The following is a 16,664-nucleotide window of genomic DNA, read 5'->3' as shown; positions in this document are numbered from 1 at the left end:
CACTTATTTTTCTGGATCTTTTCTATATAGGGGAATGACATTAAGCAATTCACCAAAACGCTCTTCATCAACAATTTGTGAACCATTACTATAGCGTTCATGGAGGGGAACATCGACCGCTTTAATCTGGCTTAATTCCCCATTACTGGTATATAATTCATAGACTTCTTGGGTCGATTCAACCTCTAGGGCTTGAACTAAGCGGTGGGGTTTTGATTTAACCTCACGCAGCACCATCAGCCCTCGCTTAGCCCGCGTCATGGTTTGAATATCCCGCCAACGTATCCGTTTCATATAACCTCGCTGTGTGGCAAGGAGGATTTGCTGGTCCTCATCCACCTGGTCTTGGTAGACAAAATTAACCACCTGGTCTTGGTCCTTAAGGTTGATGGAAATAACCCCCTTGGCACGTAAACCCACCGTATTAATTTCACTGATTTGGTAACGCAGGCTAAAACCTAAGGCGGTAAATAAGATCACTTCGCCATTTTGCTTATCGTTTTGGTTATTGACTAAATAGCAGTTAACCACTTCATCAAGAGGGCTGGATAAAGGCATAATTTGAGAAGCTTTATTCTTATGGCCCCGGATTTTCTTCAATTCACTGAGCTTACTTTGTTTAATCATCCCTTCTCGAGTAGCAAGGACAATCGTATCTTGACTATCCTTAGCGTAGGGATAGACTTGGATAATCTTCTCATCGGAAGCAATAGGGATGCGTTGAGAAAGGTGCTCACCAAGGTCTTTCCAGCGAAGTTCTTGCATTTCATAAACTGGTTGGAAAACATAATTTCCTTTATTAGTAATAAGGACTAAATTATCTAAAGTTGAATGCGCAGCTAAGTATAAGACATGGTCACCATCTCTTAAGCCCAAGTCAGAGAAATTAGAGGATTGGTAGCTTCTTAGGCTAGAGCGCTTAATATAACCGCCCCGGGTTACTACAGTAACGACCTCTTCATCAGGAATTAAAAATTCTTTCTTAATTTTTATTTCTTCTACCTCAGCTTCAATCTTGGTCAAGCGGTCAGTAGCATAAGCTTTTTTGATAGCCTTCAATTCTGATTGAATTAACTTCATCAAAATCGTTTCATCGCTTAAAATCGCTTGGTATTGATTAATGGCTTCATTTAGAGATAACTTTTCTTCCTGCAGAGCCGTAATATCAGTATTGGTTAAGCGATAGAGTTGTAAGGTGACGATGGCTTCTGCTTGCGCCTGAGAAAATTGATACTCATTAATCAGGTTATTTTTGGCATCCTTTTTATCAGTACTGTTGCGAATAATTGCAATCACTTGGTCAAGAATGGAAATAGCCTTAATCAAACCATCAACAATATGGCGGCGGCTTTGAGCCTTGTTTAAGTCATATTGGGTTCTACGACTCACCACGTCTTTGCGATGGTCGATATAGGCTTGAATAATCGCAATTAAACCAACCTGTTCCGGACGTTGCTTGTTAATGGCTACCATATTGAAATTATAGTTGATTTGTAAATTAGTATGCTTAAAGTAATACTGTAAAATTTGATCGGCATCAGCATCTTTCTTCAGTTCAACAATAATACGTAAACCAGATCGGTCAGATTCATCACGGACTTCCAGGACCCCATCAATACTTCGATTGAGGCGTAATTCGTCCATCTTACGGACCAAATCAGCCTTATTGACCTCAAAAGGCAGCTCTGTAATTACGATCTGTTTACGGCCTGCCTTAAGCGACTCCACTTCCGTTTGTGCTCGAACTACTACCTTGCCTCGACCCGTTTTATAGGCTTTAATCAGCTGGTCTTTCCCTTGGATAATACCCCCAGTGGGAAAATCAGGGCCGGGAAGATACTTCATCAGGGTTTCTACCTTAGCTTTAGGGTGATCAATATAGTAATTGACTGCATCAATGACTTCCCCCAGATTGTGGGTAGGAATTTCGGTAGCGTAACCTGCTGAAATTCCCTGTGAGCCATTGACTAGTAAATTAGGAAAGCCAGCAGGTAAAACAACAGGTTCTTCCTCAGTATCATCAAAGTTCAAAATGGTATCGACAGTATCTTTGTTTAAGTCCTTAAGTAGTTCATCGGCCAGCTTAGATAATCGTGCTTCAGTATAACGCATGGCAGCCGCAGGGTCGCCGTCCATGGACCCATTATTCCCATGCATATCAATCAGGGGCATGCGGTTTTTCCAAGCTTGACTCATTCTCACCATAGCTTCATAAACTGATCTATCCCCGTGAGGGTGGTAATTACCAATCACATTCCCAACGGTTTTGGCAGACTTTCTAAAAGCATGGTCTGAAGTATTGCCATCATGGTACATAGCATATAAAATACGCCGTTGGACAGGTTTTAGCCCATCCCTGATATCAGGTAAAGCGCGGTCTTGAATAATATATTTGGAATAACGACCAAAACGATCGCCCATCACTTCATCAAGGCTTAATTCTTGAATATCAATCGCCATTCACTTCAGCTCCTTCATCAAATAAATCCATTTGCCCTTCCTGATCACTCATACTTGTGACTTGGTCCGATTGAGCGATTAACTCACTAGCTTCGATCGCATCATTCTCTTCATGGTTGGCGTGCTCCAATAACTTATCTTCTTCATCCATGGTAAATTGGACATTATCTTCAATCCAATCCCGACGTGGTTCAACCTTATTTCCCATCAACACAGATACCCGTTTTTCGGCTTGGGATAAGTCATCAAGGGTGACACGGATAAGGGTTCGGGTTTCTGGATTCATGGTGGTATCCCATAATTGATCGGCATTCATTTCCCCCAAACCTTTATACCGTTGGAGGGTATAGCCCTTACCAAACTTTTTAGTCGCTTGGGCGAGTTCTTCATCTGTCCAGGCATACGCAATCTTTTCATTCTTGCCCTTGCCTCGGGAGAGTTTATACAAAGGCGGCATAGCAATATAGACCTTGCCCGCTTCAATTAAGGGTCGCATATAGCGGTAAAAGAAAGTCAAGAGTAAGACTTGAATATGGGCCCCGTCAGTATCCGCATCGGTCATGATGATCACTTTATCATAGTTAGAGTCATGGATATCAAACTCTGGCCCCACGCCTGCACCTACGGTATGGATAATGGTGTTTAGTTCTTCATTTTTAAGAATATCGGTTAGGCTTGCCTTTTCCGTATTTAAAACCTTTCCTCTTAACGGAAGAATAGCTTGGAATTTACGGTCCCGCCCTAGCTTGGCGGAACCGCCCGCTGAATCTCCTTCGACCAAGAAGAGTTCATTTTTCTTGGTATTTTTACTTTGTGCGGGAGTGAGTTTACCGGAAAGTAAGGTTTCTTTACTCTTGCCTTTTTTGCCGTGGCGACTTTCCTCCCTAGCCTTACGAGCTGCTTCTCGGGCCTGGCGCGCTTTTAGAGCCTTACGAACTAACATCTGCGCTATTTCGCCGTTTTCTAATAAATAGATCGATAAATGGGTGTTGACCATATTTTCTACGGCTAAACGCGCTTGTGGAGTCCCTAATTTCCCCTTGGTTTGTCCTTCAAACTGTAAGATTTCTTCAGGAATCCTAACAGAGATGACCGCTGTAAAGCCCTCACGAACATCTGAGCCTTCTAGGTTTTTCTCCTTGGGTTTAATCAGATTAACCTTTCTAGCATACTCATTAAAGGCCTTGGTCATCCCAGTTTTTAAGGCGGTTTCATGGGTTCCGCCATCAGGGGTGCGCACATTATTAACAAAGGACAAGATGGTCTCAGAATAGCCATCATTATATTGAAAGGCTAATTCCATTTCGATATTAGAACTTTTATCCTTGTCTTCAATATAAGTGACCTCTTGGAGAACTTCTTTATTTTCATTTAAATAATGAATAAATTCGACCAGACCATCTTCATAGTGAAAGCTTTCCTGGCTAGCATTTTTTTCATCAGTAAAATGAATCGCTAAGCCTTTAGTTAAAAAGGCCTTTTCCCTTAATTGTTCTTTAATGGTGTCACTGTTAAATTCCGTTGCACCAAAGATTTTAGGGTCGGGGTGAAAGTGAATACTTGTTCCAGTCTGCTTACTTTTATGGCTGGTTAACTTAGGCTTATGAGGCTTACCGCCCTGACTAAAGCTTTGATAATACTTTTTATTATCCCGGTAAACGGTAACCTCTAAGGAATCAGATAGGGCATTAACAACACTAGATCCTACTCCGTGGAGCCCTCCAGAGGTCTTATAAGCACTTTCGCTAAATTTTCCCCCCGCGTGAAGGACGGTCAGAATCACTTCAACAGTTGGTTTGCCACTACTATGTTTACCAATGGGCATTCCCCGTCCATTATCAGTTACCGTAACGCTATTATCTTCATGAATGGTCACAGAAATTTCATCACAGTAGCCCGCTAAAGCTTCATCAATGGAATTGTCTACAATCTCATAGACCAAGTGATGTAAGCCGCGATTATCGGTTGACCCGATATACATTCCTGGTCGCTTACGAACCGCTTCTAAGCCTTCTAATATTTGAATGGATGACTCATCATAAGTTGCCTTAGAATTTTTTGCCATGCAGTGCATCTCCTCTAACCTATTTATATGCATATTTACCATAATACTTTAATTTCATTAAATTGCAAAATTTTTTTCTAGCTCAAACGCTCCCTTTGACTTATGCTATAATACCAATAACTGAATAGAAAGGAATCAGCTAATGATAATTAATCTTATCTTCCTATTTATTTCATATCTACTGGGCTCAATTCCATTCGGTGTGGTTATCGGTAAGTATCTTTACCACAAAGACATTCGGGGGGTAGGTTCAGGAAATATTGGTACGACCAACGCCTTCCGTGCCTTTGGTCCTAAGGGTGGCTTATTGGTATTCCTGTGCGATATGGTAAAGGGAATGCTACCGGTTCTTATTGCTAATTACAGTTCTCACTTTACTGATATTGATAGCATGCTTTTTGGTTTGGCGGCTATCTTAGGACACACCTTTTCACTTTTTCTCCACTTCAAAGGTGGAAAAGCCGTAGCGACCAGTTTTGGTGTTGGCTTAGCTCTAGCGCCCCTGGCTTCCTTAGGAGGGATTGCGGTCTTTTTCATTGTTCTCTATCTTTTTAGAATGGTTAGTCTAGCGAGCATTATAGCCATGATCGCAGCTTCTATCATTTCTTTTCATTATGCTGTTCCGATTAGGATTTTGATCTTATTCATTACCCTTCTAATCATTTTCCGCCACAAAGATAATATTAAACGCATCCTAGCTGGTAAAGAAGCTAAAGTGCCATTTGGTTTAGGGTACAAGAAAAATAAACAATAAAAAATCGCGTCATCTGGCGCGATTTTTGCTTTAAACTTCTTCCGCTAAACGTTTTTTCAAATACTCCAGATTTTCTTTACTCTGAGTATCAATATGGGTCCCTTTCATTCCTAAAGAGCGGGAAGTAAATACCCCAGCAGATTCCATTTTTCGTAGGGCATTTACTATCACAGAGCGGGTAATATTCTCTTCTTTAGCGATTTTAGAGGCTGTAATGCGTGTGCGTGGCTCTTCTAGGTCTTTAAAAATAACATATAAGGCATTTAATTCCGAATAAGAAAGTGAGCGAATGGCTGAATCCACCACTTGTTTTTTCTGTTCTTTTTCCTCTTGACGACGGCGTTTAATAAACACCATCTCCATGGCTAGAACCGTCCCCACATATTCACCAAGAATCAGGTCATAGCAATTAAAGTCTTCATAGGGACGAGCTAAGATTAAATAGCCTAATTTGGTGGTATTACCATAAATAGGAATAATAGTGGTCATGCCTTTGTTAAATTTATCACGAAATTCCAAGGCCAAGATAGTCCGGTCATCTGAAGTTGGAATGTTTGACTTGGTTTCTTGGATCGGTGAGATAATATCTAAATAATTGGGGTCTAGTTGGTGGGCTTGCATCATCGCTTCGGTCCGCTCACTATTGATTTCCTCATAAATAGCAAAATACCCCAATAGTTCTCCTTCAACAGATACTAAATACGCGTTGGCCTCTAAATTTTCCGCTAAGTAACGGACTAACTTTTGAAAGGGAAAATCTGCCATCTCATCGTCATAAATATTTCCTTCACGGATAACCTTATTAATGTCTCTAATTTTTTCTAAAACGCCCTCTACCGATTCAGCTATCATTCTTGGTCCTCCTTATGTACATCACTATGCTTAGCTCTTGGAAAGTATTTCAAATAATTATTTCTTAAAGATTCTTTTGACATATGGGTATAAATTTGCGTACTAGATAAACTTGAGTGCCCTAATAATTCTTGTACTGTCCTTATATCAGCTCCATGATTTAGGAGATGGGTAGCAAAAGAATGGCGTAATTTATGGGGATGAATATCCAGGTTACTGGCGCTTTTTTTGACTAAATCATTCAAAATATAAGTCACACCTGATGGAGTCAAGGCTTCTCCCCGACTATTAACGAAGATATACTCATGATCATGGCCTTTTAAGAGATCAGGTCGGCCAGAATCCAAGTATTCCTCCAATGCCCTTTTACAATAGGAACCAAAAGGAACATAGCGATCTTTGCTCCCCTTACCATGCAGCAAGGCAATAGAATTTTTAAGATCTACTTGCTTTATAGTCAAATTCGTACATTCACTCACCCGAGCACCAGTCGCATATAAGAATTCTAACAGCGCTATATTTCGCTTATCCAGAGCTCGCGGCCCTTTAGCCGCATCAAACAAGGGATCTAACTCAGCTTCATAAAAAAAATCGGGTAATTTTAGTCCCGTTTTAGCTGCTTGAACATAGGTAAAAGGATTATCTTCCACCAGACCTTGGTCAAGAAAACGATTGAAAGCGGTTCTCAAACTGCTTAAATGACGAGCTAAACTTTTACGACTCAATCCCTTTCTTTGCAGATGACTTAAATAGAGGCGAATATCTCGATAGCTTAACTGCTTGAAATCGCTTATTAGTAGTTCGTCCCTAAGAAAGGAGACAAAGTCGTCAAAATCGCTTAAATACGCCTTTAAGGTCTGATCACTATAATGCTTCTCATCTTTTATATATTCTTTTAACCTTTTTCGATAACTTTCAAAAGTCATAAAATCCCTCTTAGCTCATATAATCTACCATATTAAGGGGCTTTTTTCAAGTAATTGTCGGAATTTTCAAAACATTTATAAAGTTAATTTACCTTTTACTGAGTTAAAATAAAAAACCTGTAATCCTTTTTGATTATCAGGTTTCGTATTCTGTCAGCAAAAGCTCTAATCATCGCCTTTTTGGACATCTTCTTTATAGTCACAATTGCTACAAATCACTTGTTTAGAGCCGCGTTTTTTCTTTTCAACCAAGTAATGGTCACATTTAGGACAGGACCGCCCCACCGGTTTATCCCAGGAAACAAAATCACAATCAGGATAACGGGAACAACCGTAAAAGACCCGTTTTTTCTTCGATTTCCGTTCGACAACTTGTCCTTCCTTACAGGTTGGGCAATTCACACCGATTTCTTTAACAATGGCCTTAGTATTACGGCAATCAGGGAAATTACTACATGCATAAAACTTCCCATAACGTCCTAATTTAATTACCATTGGATGACCACAGACGTCGCAATCAAAGCCTGCTGGTTCGTCTTTAATTTCGATTTTTTCCATTTCTTGGTCAGCTTTTTCAATATCCTTACTAAAGGGTTGATAGAAAGCATCAACGACGTCTATCCAATTCTTATTTCCGTCTTCCACATGGTCTAATTCATCTTCCAAGTTAGCGGTAAATTGTGGATCAACGATATCAGGGAAAAATTCAGAAATTAAACTATTAACAATCTCACCTAATTCAGTGGGTTCAAAACGTCTAGCTTCTAATTTAACATAGTAGCGCTTAATTAAGGTTTCTAAAGTTGGTGAGTAAGTAGAAGGACGGCCAACCCCTAATTCTTCTAGAGTCTTAATTAAGCTTGCTTCAGTATAGCGAGCTGGTGGTTGGGTAAAATGTTGGTTAGGAGTTAATTCTTTACTCTTTACCTTTTCACCGTTTTCTAGTTCTGGTAAGAGATTATCCTTTTCATTATTATCCGGATAAACTCTGAGGTAACCTGTAAATTTAATTTTTGATCCATTTGCCCTAAAGCTCACATCATTTTGAACCAGATCACAGGCCACCGTATCATAGACAGCTGGTGCCATTTCGCTAGCCATAAAGCGAGACCAGATAAGACTATATAGCTTGAATTGGTCTTTACTGAGATAAGCTTCAACGCTATCGGGATGACGAAAGGCAGAAGTCGGTCGAATAGCCTCATGGGCATCTTGGGCACCTTGTCCGCTGGCCCCGCTAGTCCCCTTACCGATATATTCCTTACCGTATTTGTCTTGGATAAATTGGCCGGCTTCTTGTTTAGCACCATCAGAAATCCGGGTGGAGTCAGTACGCATGTAGGTAATTAACCCCACTGTCCCTTCACTGCCTAATTTAATCCCTTCATATAACTGTTGGGCAACCATCATGGTCTTTCGCGTTCTAAAGCGTAAGCGTTTGGAAGCTTCTTGTTGGAGGGAAGAAGTCGTAAATGGTTTTTGCGGATTCCGTTTTCTTTGCTTTTTGGTCAAATTTTGAACTTCAAATTGATCACTGCTGAGATTTGACATTAAGACTTTAACATCATCTTCATTTTTTAGATCAATTTTTTTACCCTTAAATTTGGAAGCATTGGCCTTGAAAGTTTCTTTTCCTTTTTGGAATACGCCTTCAATGCTCCAATATTCTTCAGGCACAAAGTTACGGATTTCCTCTTCGCGGTCAACGACCATTTTTAAGGCAACGGATTGCACCCGCCCAGCGGATAAGCCCTTCTTGACCTTAGCCCATAAAATGGGGGACAAGTTATAGCCCACCAAGCGGTCTAGGATCCGTCTAGCCTGCTGAGCATCCACCAAGTCCTTATCGATGGCGCGTGGATTGTTGATCGCTTCTTTAACCGTATCCTTGGTAATTTCATTATAAGTGACCCGGATATCTTCTTTGGGATCTAATTTTAAAATATGGGCTAAGTGCCAAGCAATCGCTTCTCCTTCTCGGTCCGGGTCAGAAGCTAAGTAAATATTATTTGCTTTTTTTGCCTCTTTTTTAAGATCTTTGATCGTATCTCCCTTACCACGAATTGTAATATAATGGGGGTCATAATTATTTTCAATATCTATTCCCATTTTACTTTTAGGAAGATCTCGTAAGTGGCCCTTACTTGCCACCACTTTATATTTACGTCCTAAGTATTTTTCAATCGTTTTTGCTTTAGTTGGTGATTCGACAATCACTAAATCTTTTTTAGGTGTTTTCTTTCTTTTTGTAGCCAATAATATGCTCCTCTCTTCTTGGGAGATTTAAACGCTTCATATCATAGGCGAATTTTTTAACCTTGTCAAATATAAGATTTTTAGCTGTTAAATAAAAGAAGGATAACGATAAGTCTCTAAGATATCATCCGCTTCGCTAATCAGCTTGGCCCCTGCCTGAATTAAAGCATTAGTGCCTTGAGAACGGACACTAAAAATATTACCTGGAGTAGCCAAAACCTCGCGATTGGCCTGTAAGGCATAGTTAGCAGTAATTAAACTGCCCGATTTTTTCTTAGCTTCAACAACCCAGGTGGCTCTAGACAGTCCCGCAATCACTTCATTTCGATATGGGAAATGCCACTTTTTTACCCCGGTAAAACTAGGCAGTGGAGAGACCAGCAGGTGATTTTTAGCAATAAAATCTTGCAAAGCGCGGTGTTCTTTAGGGTAAACCTTAGCTAGACCGGTCCCTATCACAGCGATGGTTCTTCCTGAATTTTGAATACTGGAGCGGTGGGCAAGGCTGTCAACGCCACGAGCCAAACCGCTCACGATAACTAAAGAGTTAACAAGATTTGGCATCAGCTTATCAATAACTTTTTGGGCATAGTTACTACAATCTCTCGCCCCAACTATAGACAAACAGTCAGCTTTTAACCAGTCAATATTGCCTTGACAAAATAAAACCAAAGGCGGCTTATGACTTTCTTTTAAAAGGTCTGGGTATTGAGGGTCAAAGTAAGTGATGGGAAAAATTTTCTCTTTTTCATAATAGTTTTGATAGAAAGACCAAGGCCTATGACTCAAAAAGCGAAGGAGTTTTGGATAATATTTCCTTCCTTTTAAATAATGTCTCAGCACCCCTTGATAATCAGGATTCTCTAATAGGCCTTTAAATACCTGAACTCGGTCCTCATAACCCACTATGGCAGACTCCGTTAAATGAATGAGTACTTGCCTAGCACCTTGATAATTCCTTTCATCATACATATAACCACCCTTTCGTAGCCTATTCAGCCGTAAAAGGGTGACAATTTCATTAGAAATAATTCTTAATTGGTGCAAAGCTTTTCCGATGGATGGGACAGGGGCCATAAGTCTCTATTGCTTTAAGATGTTCCTTGGTTCCATAACCGACATTGCGGTCAAAGCCATAGGCAGGGTATTGCTTAGCATAATCACGCATGATTTGGTCACGATATTCTTTAGCGATAATGCTAGCAGCAGCGATTGCACTTACCCGGTCATCCCCCTTAATTAGACTACTATGAGGAATATCTAAGGACAAATCGACAGCATCAATTAAAACATATTCTGCTTGAGGGCTCAACTTTCTTATACTATTCATCATTGAGCGTTTGGTGGCATTTAAAATATTGTAGCGATCAATGGCCTCATTATCTTGAACATCGATAGCTATAGCGACACTATTTTCTTTAATCAGAGGAATTAAGTTTTGCCGTTGGACTTGACTAAGTTGTTTAGAATCACGCAAATCAAACAGGGGCCGCTTAGGCTTTAAAATGACTGCGGCAGTGACCACTGGCCCTGCTAAGGGACCACGTCCGACTTCATCTACACCGGCAATATATTGAAAACCCTTAGCATGTAAGTCAGCTTCAATTTGGTTCATATAACGTATATGTTCTTGACGCTCTGACTCCTTAGTCAAACGACGATCATACTGGCTTAAAGCCTTGATAACGCCCTGTCGCTGGTCTAATCGCCAGCTAGCCACTAAGTCAGTATCAATGGCTGATAGGTCCTGTTTCAGGTAGTCTTTTATCGCTTGTACGGTTAGCTTATCTTTAGTCATCAGCCGATCCTTTCTCAGCTTGTTCCAGTCGATAATCTTCATAACGATCAAGGGTCATTGGCGCAATTTTCCCACTACGAAATTCACGAATTAGCCAGTCGCTAAAGCGCTCATAGTCATCTTTCATTCCCATTTTACTTGTCAATGACATCATTAATTCAGGATAAGGCGGTTGGGCTTCCTCTTCTGATAAATTAAAGAACTGACAAAATTCTTCCATATAATAATCCATCATAAATTGCATGGCATAAAGGGCAATGTCATCACTATAGTAATGGGTGTCTTTAATAGCTCCTGTCAGAGCGAGATTCATCCCCACCAGTGGGTCTTCAAATTTAGGCCAGAGGATGCCAGGGGTATCCAATAAGGAAAAGTCTTTATCAATTTGTACCCATTGCTGTCCTTTAGTAACACCAGGGCGATTCCCTACTTTTGCTGTTTTCTTATGGGTCAGTTGATTGATCAGGGTCGACTTACCCACGTTAGGAATCCCTAGTACCATTAAACGTATCGTTTTTTGTTTCATGCCCTTGTCTAGCCATTTTTGCCGCTCGCTATCAGTTACTTCCAAGAGGTAGTGACGTAACTTCTTAATTTCTTTATTATTTTTACTGTCGATAGCGATGGCATCGGTATCTTTGTTTCTTAAGTGATTTAGCCACAGTTTATTTTGAATCGGATCAGCTAAATCAGCTTTATTTAAGACAATTAAACGTTTTTTCTGTTGAATAATTTGATCAATCAAAGGGTTTTTACTGGCAATGGGAATACGGGCATCACGAATTTCTACTACCCAATCCACACTCTTTAATTGTTCTTGAACTTGTCTTTTAGCCTTGGCCATGTGGCCAGGAAACCATTGTATTGTGCTCACTTTCTTCACCTTCCTCATAAGAAAAGGCAGCTACATCTTTGAAACTGCCTTCTCATCCATTCAATTATTCTATTACTCAATTCGGCCGGCTTCATCAAAAGGCCAAATCCTCCAATTGACTTCTCCGTAAATGAGATCACCAGCTACTGGCCCAAAAGCACGGCTATCCTTTGAAACTGGTCGATTATCTCCCATTACAAAATAGGAATTTTCGGGAACTTTTTCAATGGTAAAATTCTCAGTCACTAATTTTCCGGGATTTTCGGCTTTTAATTCATTGAGATAAGGCTCATCATAGGCTTGGTCATTAATATATAATTGATTATCACGATATTCCACCTTATCTCCTGGCATACCTATAACTCTTTTGATATATTTGTCCCCGCTATTATCCGGAGCATCTAATACAACGATATCAAAACGATCCACATCCCCCAGACGGCTAACAATGAGATGCTGGCCGTCCTCCGTTGTGGGATTCATAGAGGCCCCTCTAACAGTAAATTGAAAACCGATGAAATGGCGAATCCCTAGATAGAGTAGGAGGGCAACCGCTACAATGATAATGATTTCTCCAATACCGCTAAGAAATTTCTTCATGAGTCTAAAACCTTCTTCTATTGTGCATGCTCAAGTAAATAGTCAACAGCTTTATCTTTTTGGGTATCGTGGGCTAGAATATAGTCTCTTAGCGCACGAGTTAAGGCTTGCGCAGTTTCATCATTCACTTGACCGGTTTTTTCAAGTTCATGATCTACTTGGAAAGCCCCCAGGGCTGTCTGAGTCTGTTCATCAAATTTCCCTTGTACTTGATCAGATTCCAGATAGCCTAATAAGTTAAGTTGCGCTTGGATATTTTTTATTTTATCAGATTCTTCCCCTAATTGGTAATTTTGACTGCCATCAACTAAGGAAAGTTCTGAGTAATCTGGTAATTGGGCTTCGATATCTGGACTAATGCCTTGCTTATGAATCCAGGAACCGTCAGGAGTTAGCCAATGGGCATAAGTTATTTTTAATTGGTCCTTATCATCCAATTTGACCACTGTTTGGACGGTACCCTTACCAAAACTTTGACTGCCAATGACTGGGATATGGGCAGATTGCTGTAAGGCACCTGCTAGAATCTCAGAAGCACTTGCACTCCCCTTATCAATCAAGATGACACTGGGTTCATCAATTTTAAAGTCCCCCATCTTGCTTTTATCGGCTTGAATCTTCTTCCGATTGCCTTGGCTATCTTCAATTTGAACAATAGTATCTCCGTCGGCTAAGAAGTAATTTGAAATTTGAATTGCTGAACTGAGTAATCCCCCAGGATTGCCACGAACATCGAAGATAAAGGACTTAACGCCTTCTTCACGCATACTCTTAACCGTTTCCTGGACATCTTTAGCGGTAGGTTCAGAGAAAGAAGAAATTTGAATGAGACCAATTTCGGGATGGCCTTCAATTTTGTGACTATAGACCGTCTGCAAGGGAATCTCTGCTCGAGTTAAGGACAGCTCTTGTTGGTCGCCACCACGTTCAATCACTAGTTGAACCTGGCTTCCCGCTTCTCCTCGGATCATATTAGCCGCTTCTTGGGCGTTTTTCCCTTCCAAGGATTCACCGTTAACACTTTTAATGATATCGTCGGTTTGTATGCCTGCCTTTTCAGCTGGGCTGCCCTTAATGGGGCTAATGACCACAATTTGATTATCCCTTACTGTAATTTGCGCGCCAATGCCTTCAAAATTAGCCTCAATGGTTTGGTCTAATTGAGAAGATTCATCGCCATGCAAGTATGTGGTATAGGGATCATCAACGGCTTCTGTCATCCCTTTTAAGGCACCATCAATTAATTTTTCACGGTTCACATCACCAATGTAGCTATCAGTAATTAATGAAAATGTTTTTTGTAGCTTACTAATTTCCTGAGTAGACATGGTGTTTTGAGCGTGAATTTGCCATGGTAATCGTCCTGTGGTCAAATAATTGGTGGCAAAAAAGGTCAGTATGGCTGTTAGAGCAATGACTAATAAGCTTGATAAGAATCGCGTCCAAGATGATTTAGGGCTAAATTGTCCTTTATCATTTACCTTTTCACTATCTTCTTCCTGCTCTTGAAAAATATTCTCTTTTATTTCAGAGTATGTTTGAGCTTTTGAAGCATGGGAAACTTGGCTATCTTCAGTTTTTTTTACTTCATTATTTTCTTGATTATCTTCTGTTTTTCTATTTTCATCCGTCATATTTTCACTTCCTAGTCATTAGTCATTGTTGAGATAAGCTTGCCACAATTCATCGAATAGCGAAACCCACTGAGAGTAGCGACTATTTAACTCAATGTAATTACTAATACTAGCAAAATCAGTAGCAGTTTTGGGGAAATCTCCATCAAGATAGATTAATTCAGCCAATTGGCTCTTGGGATCTTGACTTGTCCCACTACTATTGCGGTGTTTTTGAATATATTGATAAAATGGCTTCACTTTAATCTTTCTCTCCCAACTGGTCTAAGATTTGGCTAATTTTCTGCTCAGGAATTGCTAATTGTAAAACAATTTGATCATTAGTCAAATCGATTGTTTCAACTTCAAAGGCAATGCCTTCCTTAGCTAGTAATTCTTTTAAAGAAATAATGACCGATTCTGATGCAGTATCAACAGCTAAAGGCAAGTCACTAGGCATTATCTTGGAAAGAATGGGTAAAAAGAGATTTAAAGGAAGATCTAAGGATAGTATAGAGAAATTAACTACTTTCAAACTAAGATTGCCACTGGAATGGACCTCAGGGCGAGTAGTTAAGGTGTAAGCAAGGGATTGGTTTAAAAGCTGAATTTTCCCTTTTATAACGACCGCGTCCTGATTATTTTCCAAAAGAAAAGGCAGGTTTTCTTGGTTGAGAAGACGGACCAGATGGTCAACGGTCATCGCTAGTTTAACTGGAACCATTGCCTGGTCAGGATTCTTAGGCTGATTCACTTGGATTTTGTCTTGGTAGGTATTTGCTTGACTATTTTGATAGATATAAAAATAAGCAGAAGCAAATAAAATCACCAAAAAGGTAAGCAAGCTTAAGAATGCAATTTTCCATGGATTTCTTTGCTTCTTTTTATTTTCCACCGTAGAACCTCCCTAGTCTCATTTCTTTTTTTCCCAGAATTCGAACTGGTAATGATAATTCGATTCACTATTAAGATCTTGGTCAACAACCGCATAGCGTCTAAATTGGCTCAGATCAGGATTAAAGCTAGTATCCCCCTCAATATTTTCAGCAATATTAGTAATACGAAGCTCATCCAAATAAGGCCAGAATAAGCGGTAAATTTCTGCGCCTCCGATAACCATAACATTTTCGTCTTTTGCTAGTTCGATAATCTCATCCATCTGATTAATGATTTGAACCTGATCCTCATTATTAGCGTTAACCCCCGGCAAGCTTTTCTTACGGGTCAGAATGTAATTTTTACGCTCTTTTAATGGGCGGTTGCCCATCGACTCGAAGGTTTTTCGGCCCATAACTACAGTCTTATGCAGGGTTTCTTGCTTAAAAAATTTCATATCTTCGCTAATATGCCAAGGAAGTTGGTTATTTTTTCCTATAATACCATTAGCCGCATGGGCCCATATAGCTATTAACATGATAGCCTCCTTTTATCCATACACTTTCAATCAGCCTAAATCTATACAGCCACTGAAGCCTTTATCGGAGCCTGAGGGTGATAATTATTCAATACGATATCATCCTTTTCAAGGTCAAACATGGATTTGTCACTTTTTATTTCAAGCTGGGGTAATTGACCAGGTTGACGACTTAATTGTTCTTTTACCTGGTCGAAATGATTATTATAGATATGAACATCACCAAAAGTATGAACAAAGTCCCCGACTTCCAAGCCGACTTCACGGGCAATTAAATGAGTTAATAAAGCATAAGAAGCAATATTAAAAGGAACCCCTAAAAAGACATCGCCACTTCTTTGGTAGAGTTGGCAGGAAAGCTTGCCATCATTAACGTAAAATTGACTTAAGGTATGACAGGGAGGCAAGGCCATATTAGGGATATCTTCTGGATTCCAGGCGGATAAGATGATTCGGCGAGAATCAGGGGTATTTTTAAGCTGCTCTAGAATATTAGCAATTTGATCGATAGAGCCCCCATCACGAGTTTCCCAATCCCGCCATTGTTTGCCATAGACATTACCTAATTCACCATATTCTTTAGCAAAGTCTTCATCATTAAGGATCTTTTGACAAAAGTCTGCTTTAACGTTTAAATATTCGGCTTTAAATTCTGGATCCTTTTCTGCCCGCAAACCAAAATTGGTCATATCTGGGCCCTGATAGTCCTCACTGCTTATCCAGTTTTCAAAGGCCCACTCATCCCAAATATGGTTATTATTTTCTAATAAATAACGAATATTAGTGTCTCCTCTTAAAAACCATAGAAGTTCACTCTTTATCAGACCAAAGGCTACCTTCTTAGTTGTCAAGATCGGAAAACCTTCATTAAGATCAAAACGCATCTGATAACCAAAAATTGAACGCGTGCCCACACCGGTCCGGTCGGACTTGTCATGGCCCTTTTCTAAAATGGTCTGTAACAAGTCTAAATATTGCTTCACTACTTTTCCCTCCAATAATCATATTAAGGCTTCATAGTACCACAGAGTCTCCCTCAAAACTCTCCTATC

15 protein-coding genes are annotated in these 16,664 nt (G+C 40.0%); 1 reads left to right on the top strand and 14 read right to left on the bottom strand.

Going from position 1 to position 16,664, the window contains the following annotated elements:
• Window positions 1–3: 3 nt before the first annotated feature.
• Together parC and parE are read right to left on the bottom strand one after the other, a co-directional pair.
• Window positions 4–2,460: a DNA topoisomerase IV subunit A gene (gene parC, locus DBT50_RS04855; protein ID WP_111853216.1), complete on the bottom strand. Its 2,457-nt coding sequence runs from the start codon at window positions 2,458–2,460 to the stop codon at window positions 4–6.
• Entirely contained in the window at window positions 2,450–4,525 is a 2,076-nt protein-coding gene (gene parE / locus DBT50_RS04850; protein WP_111853215.1) for a DNA topoisomerase IV subunit B, read from the bottom strand. The genes parC and parE overlap by 11 nt, the downstream gene beginning before the upstream one ends.
• 142 nt (window positions 4,526–4,667) lie before the next feature.
• On the opposite strand from parE, the gene plsY reads away from it, so the two are divergent.
• Window positions 4,668–5,279 carry a glycerol-3-phosphate 1-O-acyltransferase PlsY gene (gene plsY / locus DBT50_RS04845; protein WP_181566075.1) on the top strand — a complete coding sequence of 204 codons (612 nt, stop codon included), beginning with the start codon at window positions 4,668–4,670 and terminating at the stop codon, window positions 5,277–5,279.
• Window positions 5,280–5,309: 30 nt separating this feature from the next.
• On the opposite strand, the gene DBT50_RS04840 is transcribed toward plsY, so the two are convergent.
• The 12 genes from DBT50_RS04840 to DBT50_RS04785 form a co-directional block, all read right to left on the bottom strand.
• Window positions 5,310–6,131, bottom strand: coding sequence for a GTP-sensing pleiotropic transcriptional regulator CodY (locus DBT50_RS04840; protein WP_013669685.1), 822 nt, complete (start codon window positions 6,129–6,131; stop codon window positions 5,310–5,312).
• On the bottom strand, window positions 6,128–7,057 hold the full coding sequence (locus tag DBT50_RS04835) for a tyrosine-type recombinase/integrase (RefSeq protein WP_111853214.1): 930 nt from the start codon (window positions 7,055–7,057) through the stop codon (window positions 6,128–6,130). The genes DBT50_RS04840 and DBT50_RS04835 overlap by 4 nt, the downstream gene beginning before the upstream one ends.
• A 165-nt stretch (window positions 7,058–7,222) precedes the next feature.
• Window positions 7,223–9,313 (bottom strand): type I DNA topoisomerase, encoded by a 2,091-nt coding sequence (gene topA, locus DBT50_RS04830; RefSeq protein ID WP_111853213.1) that lies wholly within the window; start codon window positions 9,311–9,313, stop codon window positions 7,223–7,225.
• A gap of 87 nt (window positions 9,314–9,400) precedes the next feature.
• The gene (gene dprA / locus DBT50_RS04825; RefSeq protein ID WP_181566074.1) at window positions 9,401–10,285 is read right to left on the bottom strand and encodes a DNA-processing protein DprA; all 885 of its coding nucleotides are present in this window, start codon (window positions 10,283–10,285) and stop codon (window positions 9,401–9,403) included.
• Window positions 10,286–10,334: 49 nt separating this feature from the next.
• Entirely contained in the window at window positions 10,335–11,111 is a 777-nt protein-coding gene (locus tag DBT50_RS04820; RefSeq protein WP_111853211.1) for a ribonuclease HII, read from the bottom strand.
• Entirely contained in the window at window positions 11,104–11,985 is an 882-nt protein-coding gene (gene ylqF, locus DBT50_RS04815) for a ribosome biogenesis GTPase YlqF (RefSeq protein WP_258455386.1), read from the bottom strand. Before ylqF ends, DBT50_RS04820 begins: the two co-directional genes overlap by 8 nt.
• A 72-nt stretch (window positions 11,986–12,057) precedes the next feature.
• Complete coding sequence (lepB, locus tag DBT50_RS04810) at window positions 12,058–12,585, bottom strand: signal peptidase I (RefSeq protein ID WP_111853209.1); 528 nt, start codon at window positions 12,583–12,585, stop codon at window positions 12,058–12,060.
• A 17-nt stretch (window positions 12,586–12,602) separates the two neighbouring features.
• Window positions 12,603–14,219 carry a S41 family peptidase gene (locus DBT50_RS04805; RefSeq protein WP_253286021.1) on the bottom strand — a complete coding sequence of 539 codons (1,617 nt, stop codon included), beginning with the start codon at window positions 14,217–14,219 and terminating at the stop codon, window positions 12,603–12,605.
• Window positions 14,220–14,237: 18 nt separating this feature from the next.
• On the bottom strand, window positions 14,238–14,459 hold the full coding sequence (locus tag DBT50_RS04800) for a YozE family protein (protein WP_181566073.1): 222 nt from the start codon (window positions 14,457–14,459) through the stop codon (window positions 14,238–14,240).
• A gap of 1 nt (window position 14,460) precedes the next feature.
• Entirely contained in the window at window positions 14,461–15,093 is a 633-nt protein-coding gene (locus tag DBT50_RS04795) for a YpmS family protein (protein WP_111853207.1), read from the bottom strand.
• An 18-nt stretch (window positions 15,094–15,111) separates the two neighbouring features.
• Window positions 15,112–15,612 carry a dihydrofolate reductase gene (locus tag DBT50_RS04790; RefSeq protein WP_111853206.1) on the bottom strand — a complete coding sequence of 167 codons (501 nt, stop codon included), beginning with the start codon at window positions 15,610–15,612 and terminating at the stop codon, window positions 15,112–15,114.
• A gap of 41 nt (window positions 15,613–15,653) precedes the next feature.
• The gene (locus tag DBT50_RS04785) at window positions 15,654–16,595 is read right to left on the bottom strand and encodes a thymidylate synthase (protein ID WP_111853205.1); all 942 of its coding nucleotides are present in this window, start codon (window positions 16,593–16,595) and stop codon (window positions 15,654–15,656) included.
• Window positions 16,596–16,664 lie beyond the last annotated feature (69 nt).

It is taken from the genome of Aerococcus tenax, from assembly GCF_003286645.3.
GTDB classification, from domain to species: domain Bacteria; phylum Bacillota; class Bacilli; order Lactobacillales; family Aerococcaceae; genus Aerococcus; species Aerococcus tenax.
This window is presented reverse-complemented; position numbering and strand designations above follow the sequence as displayed.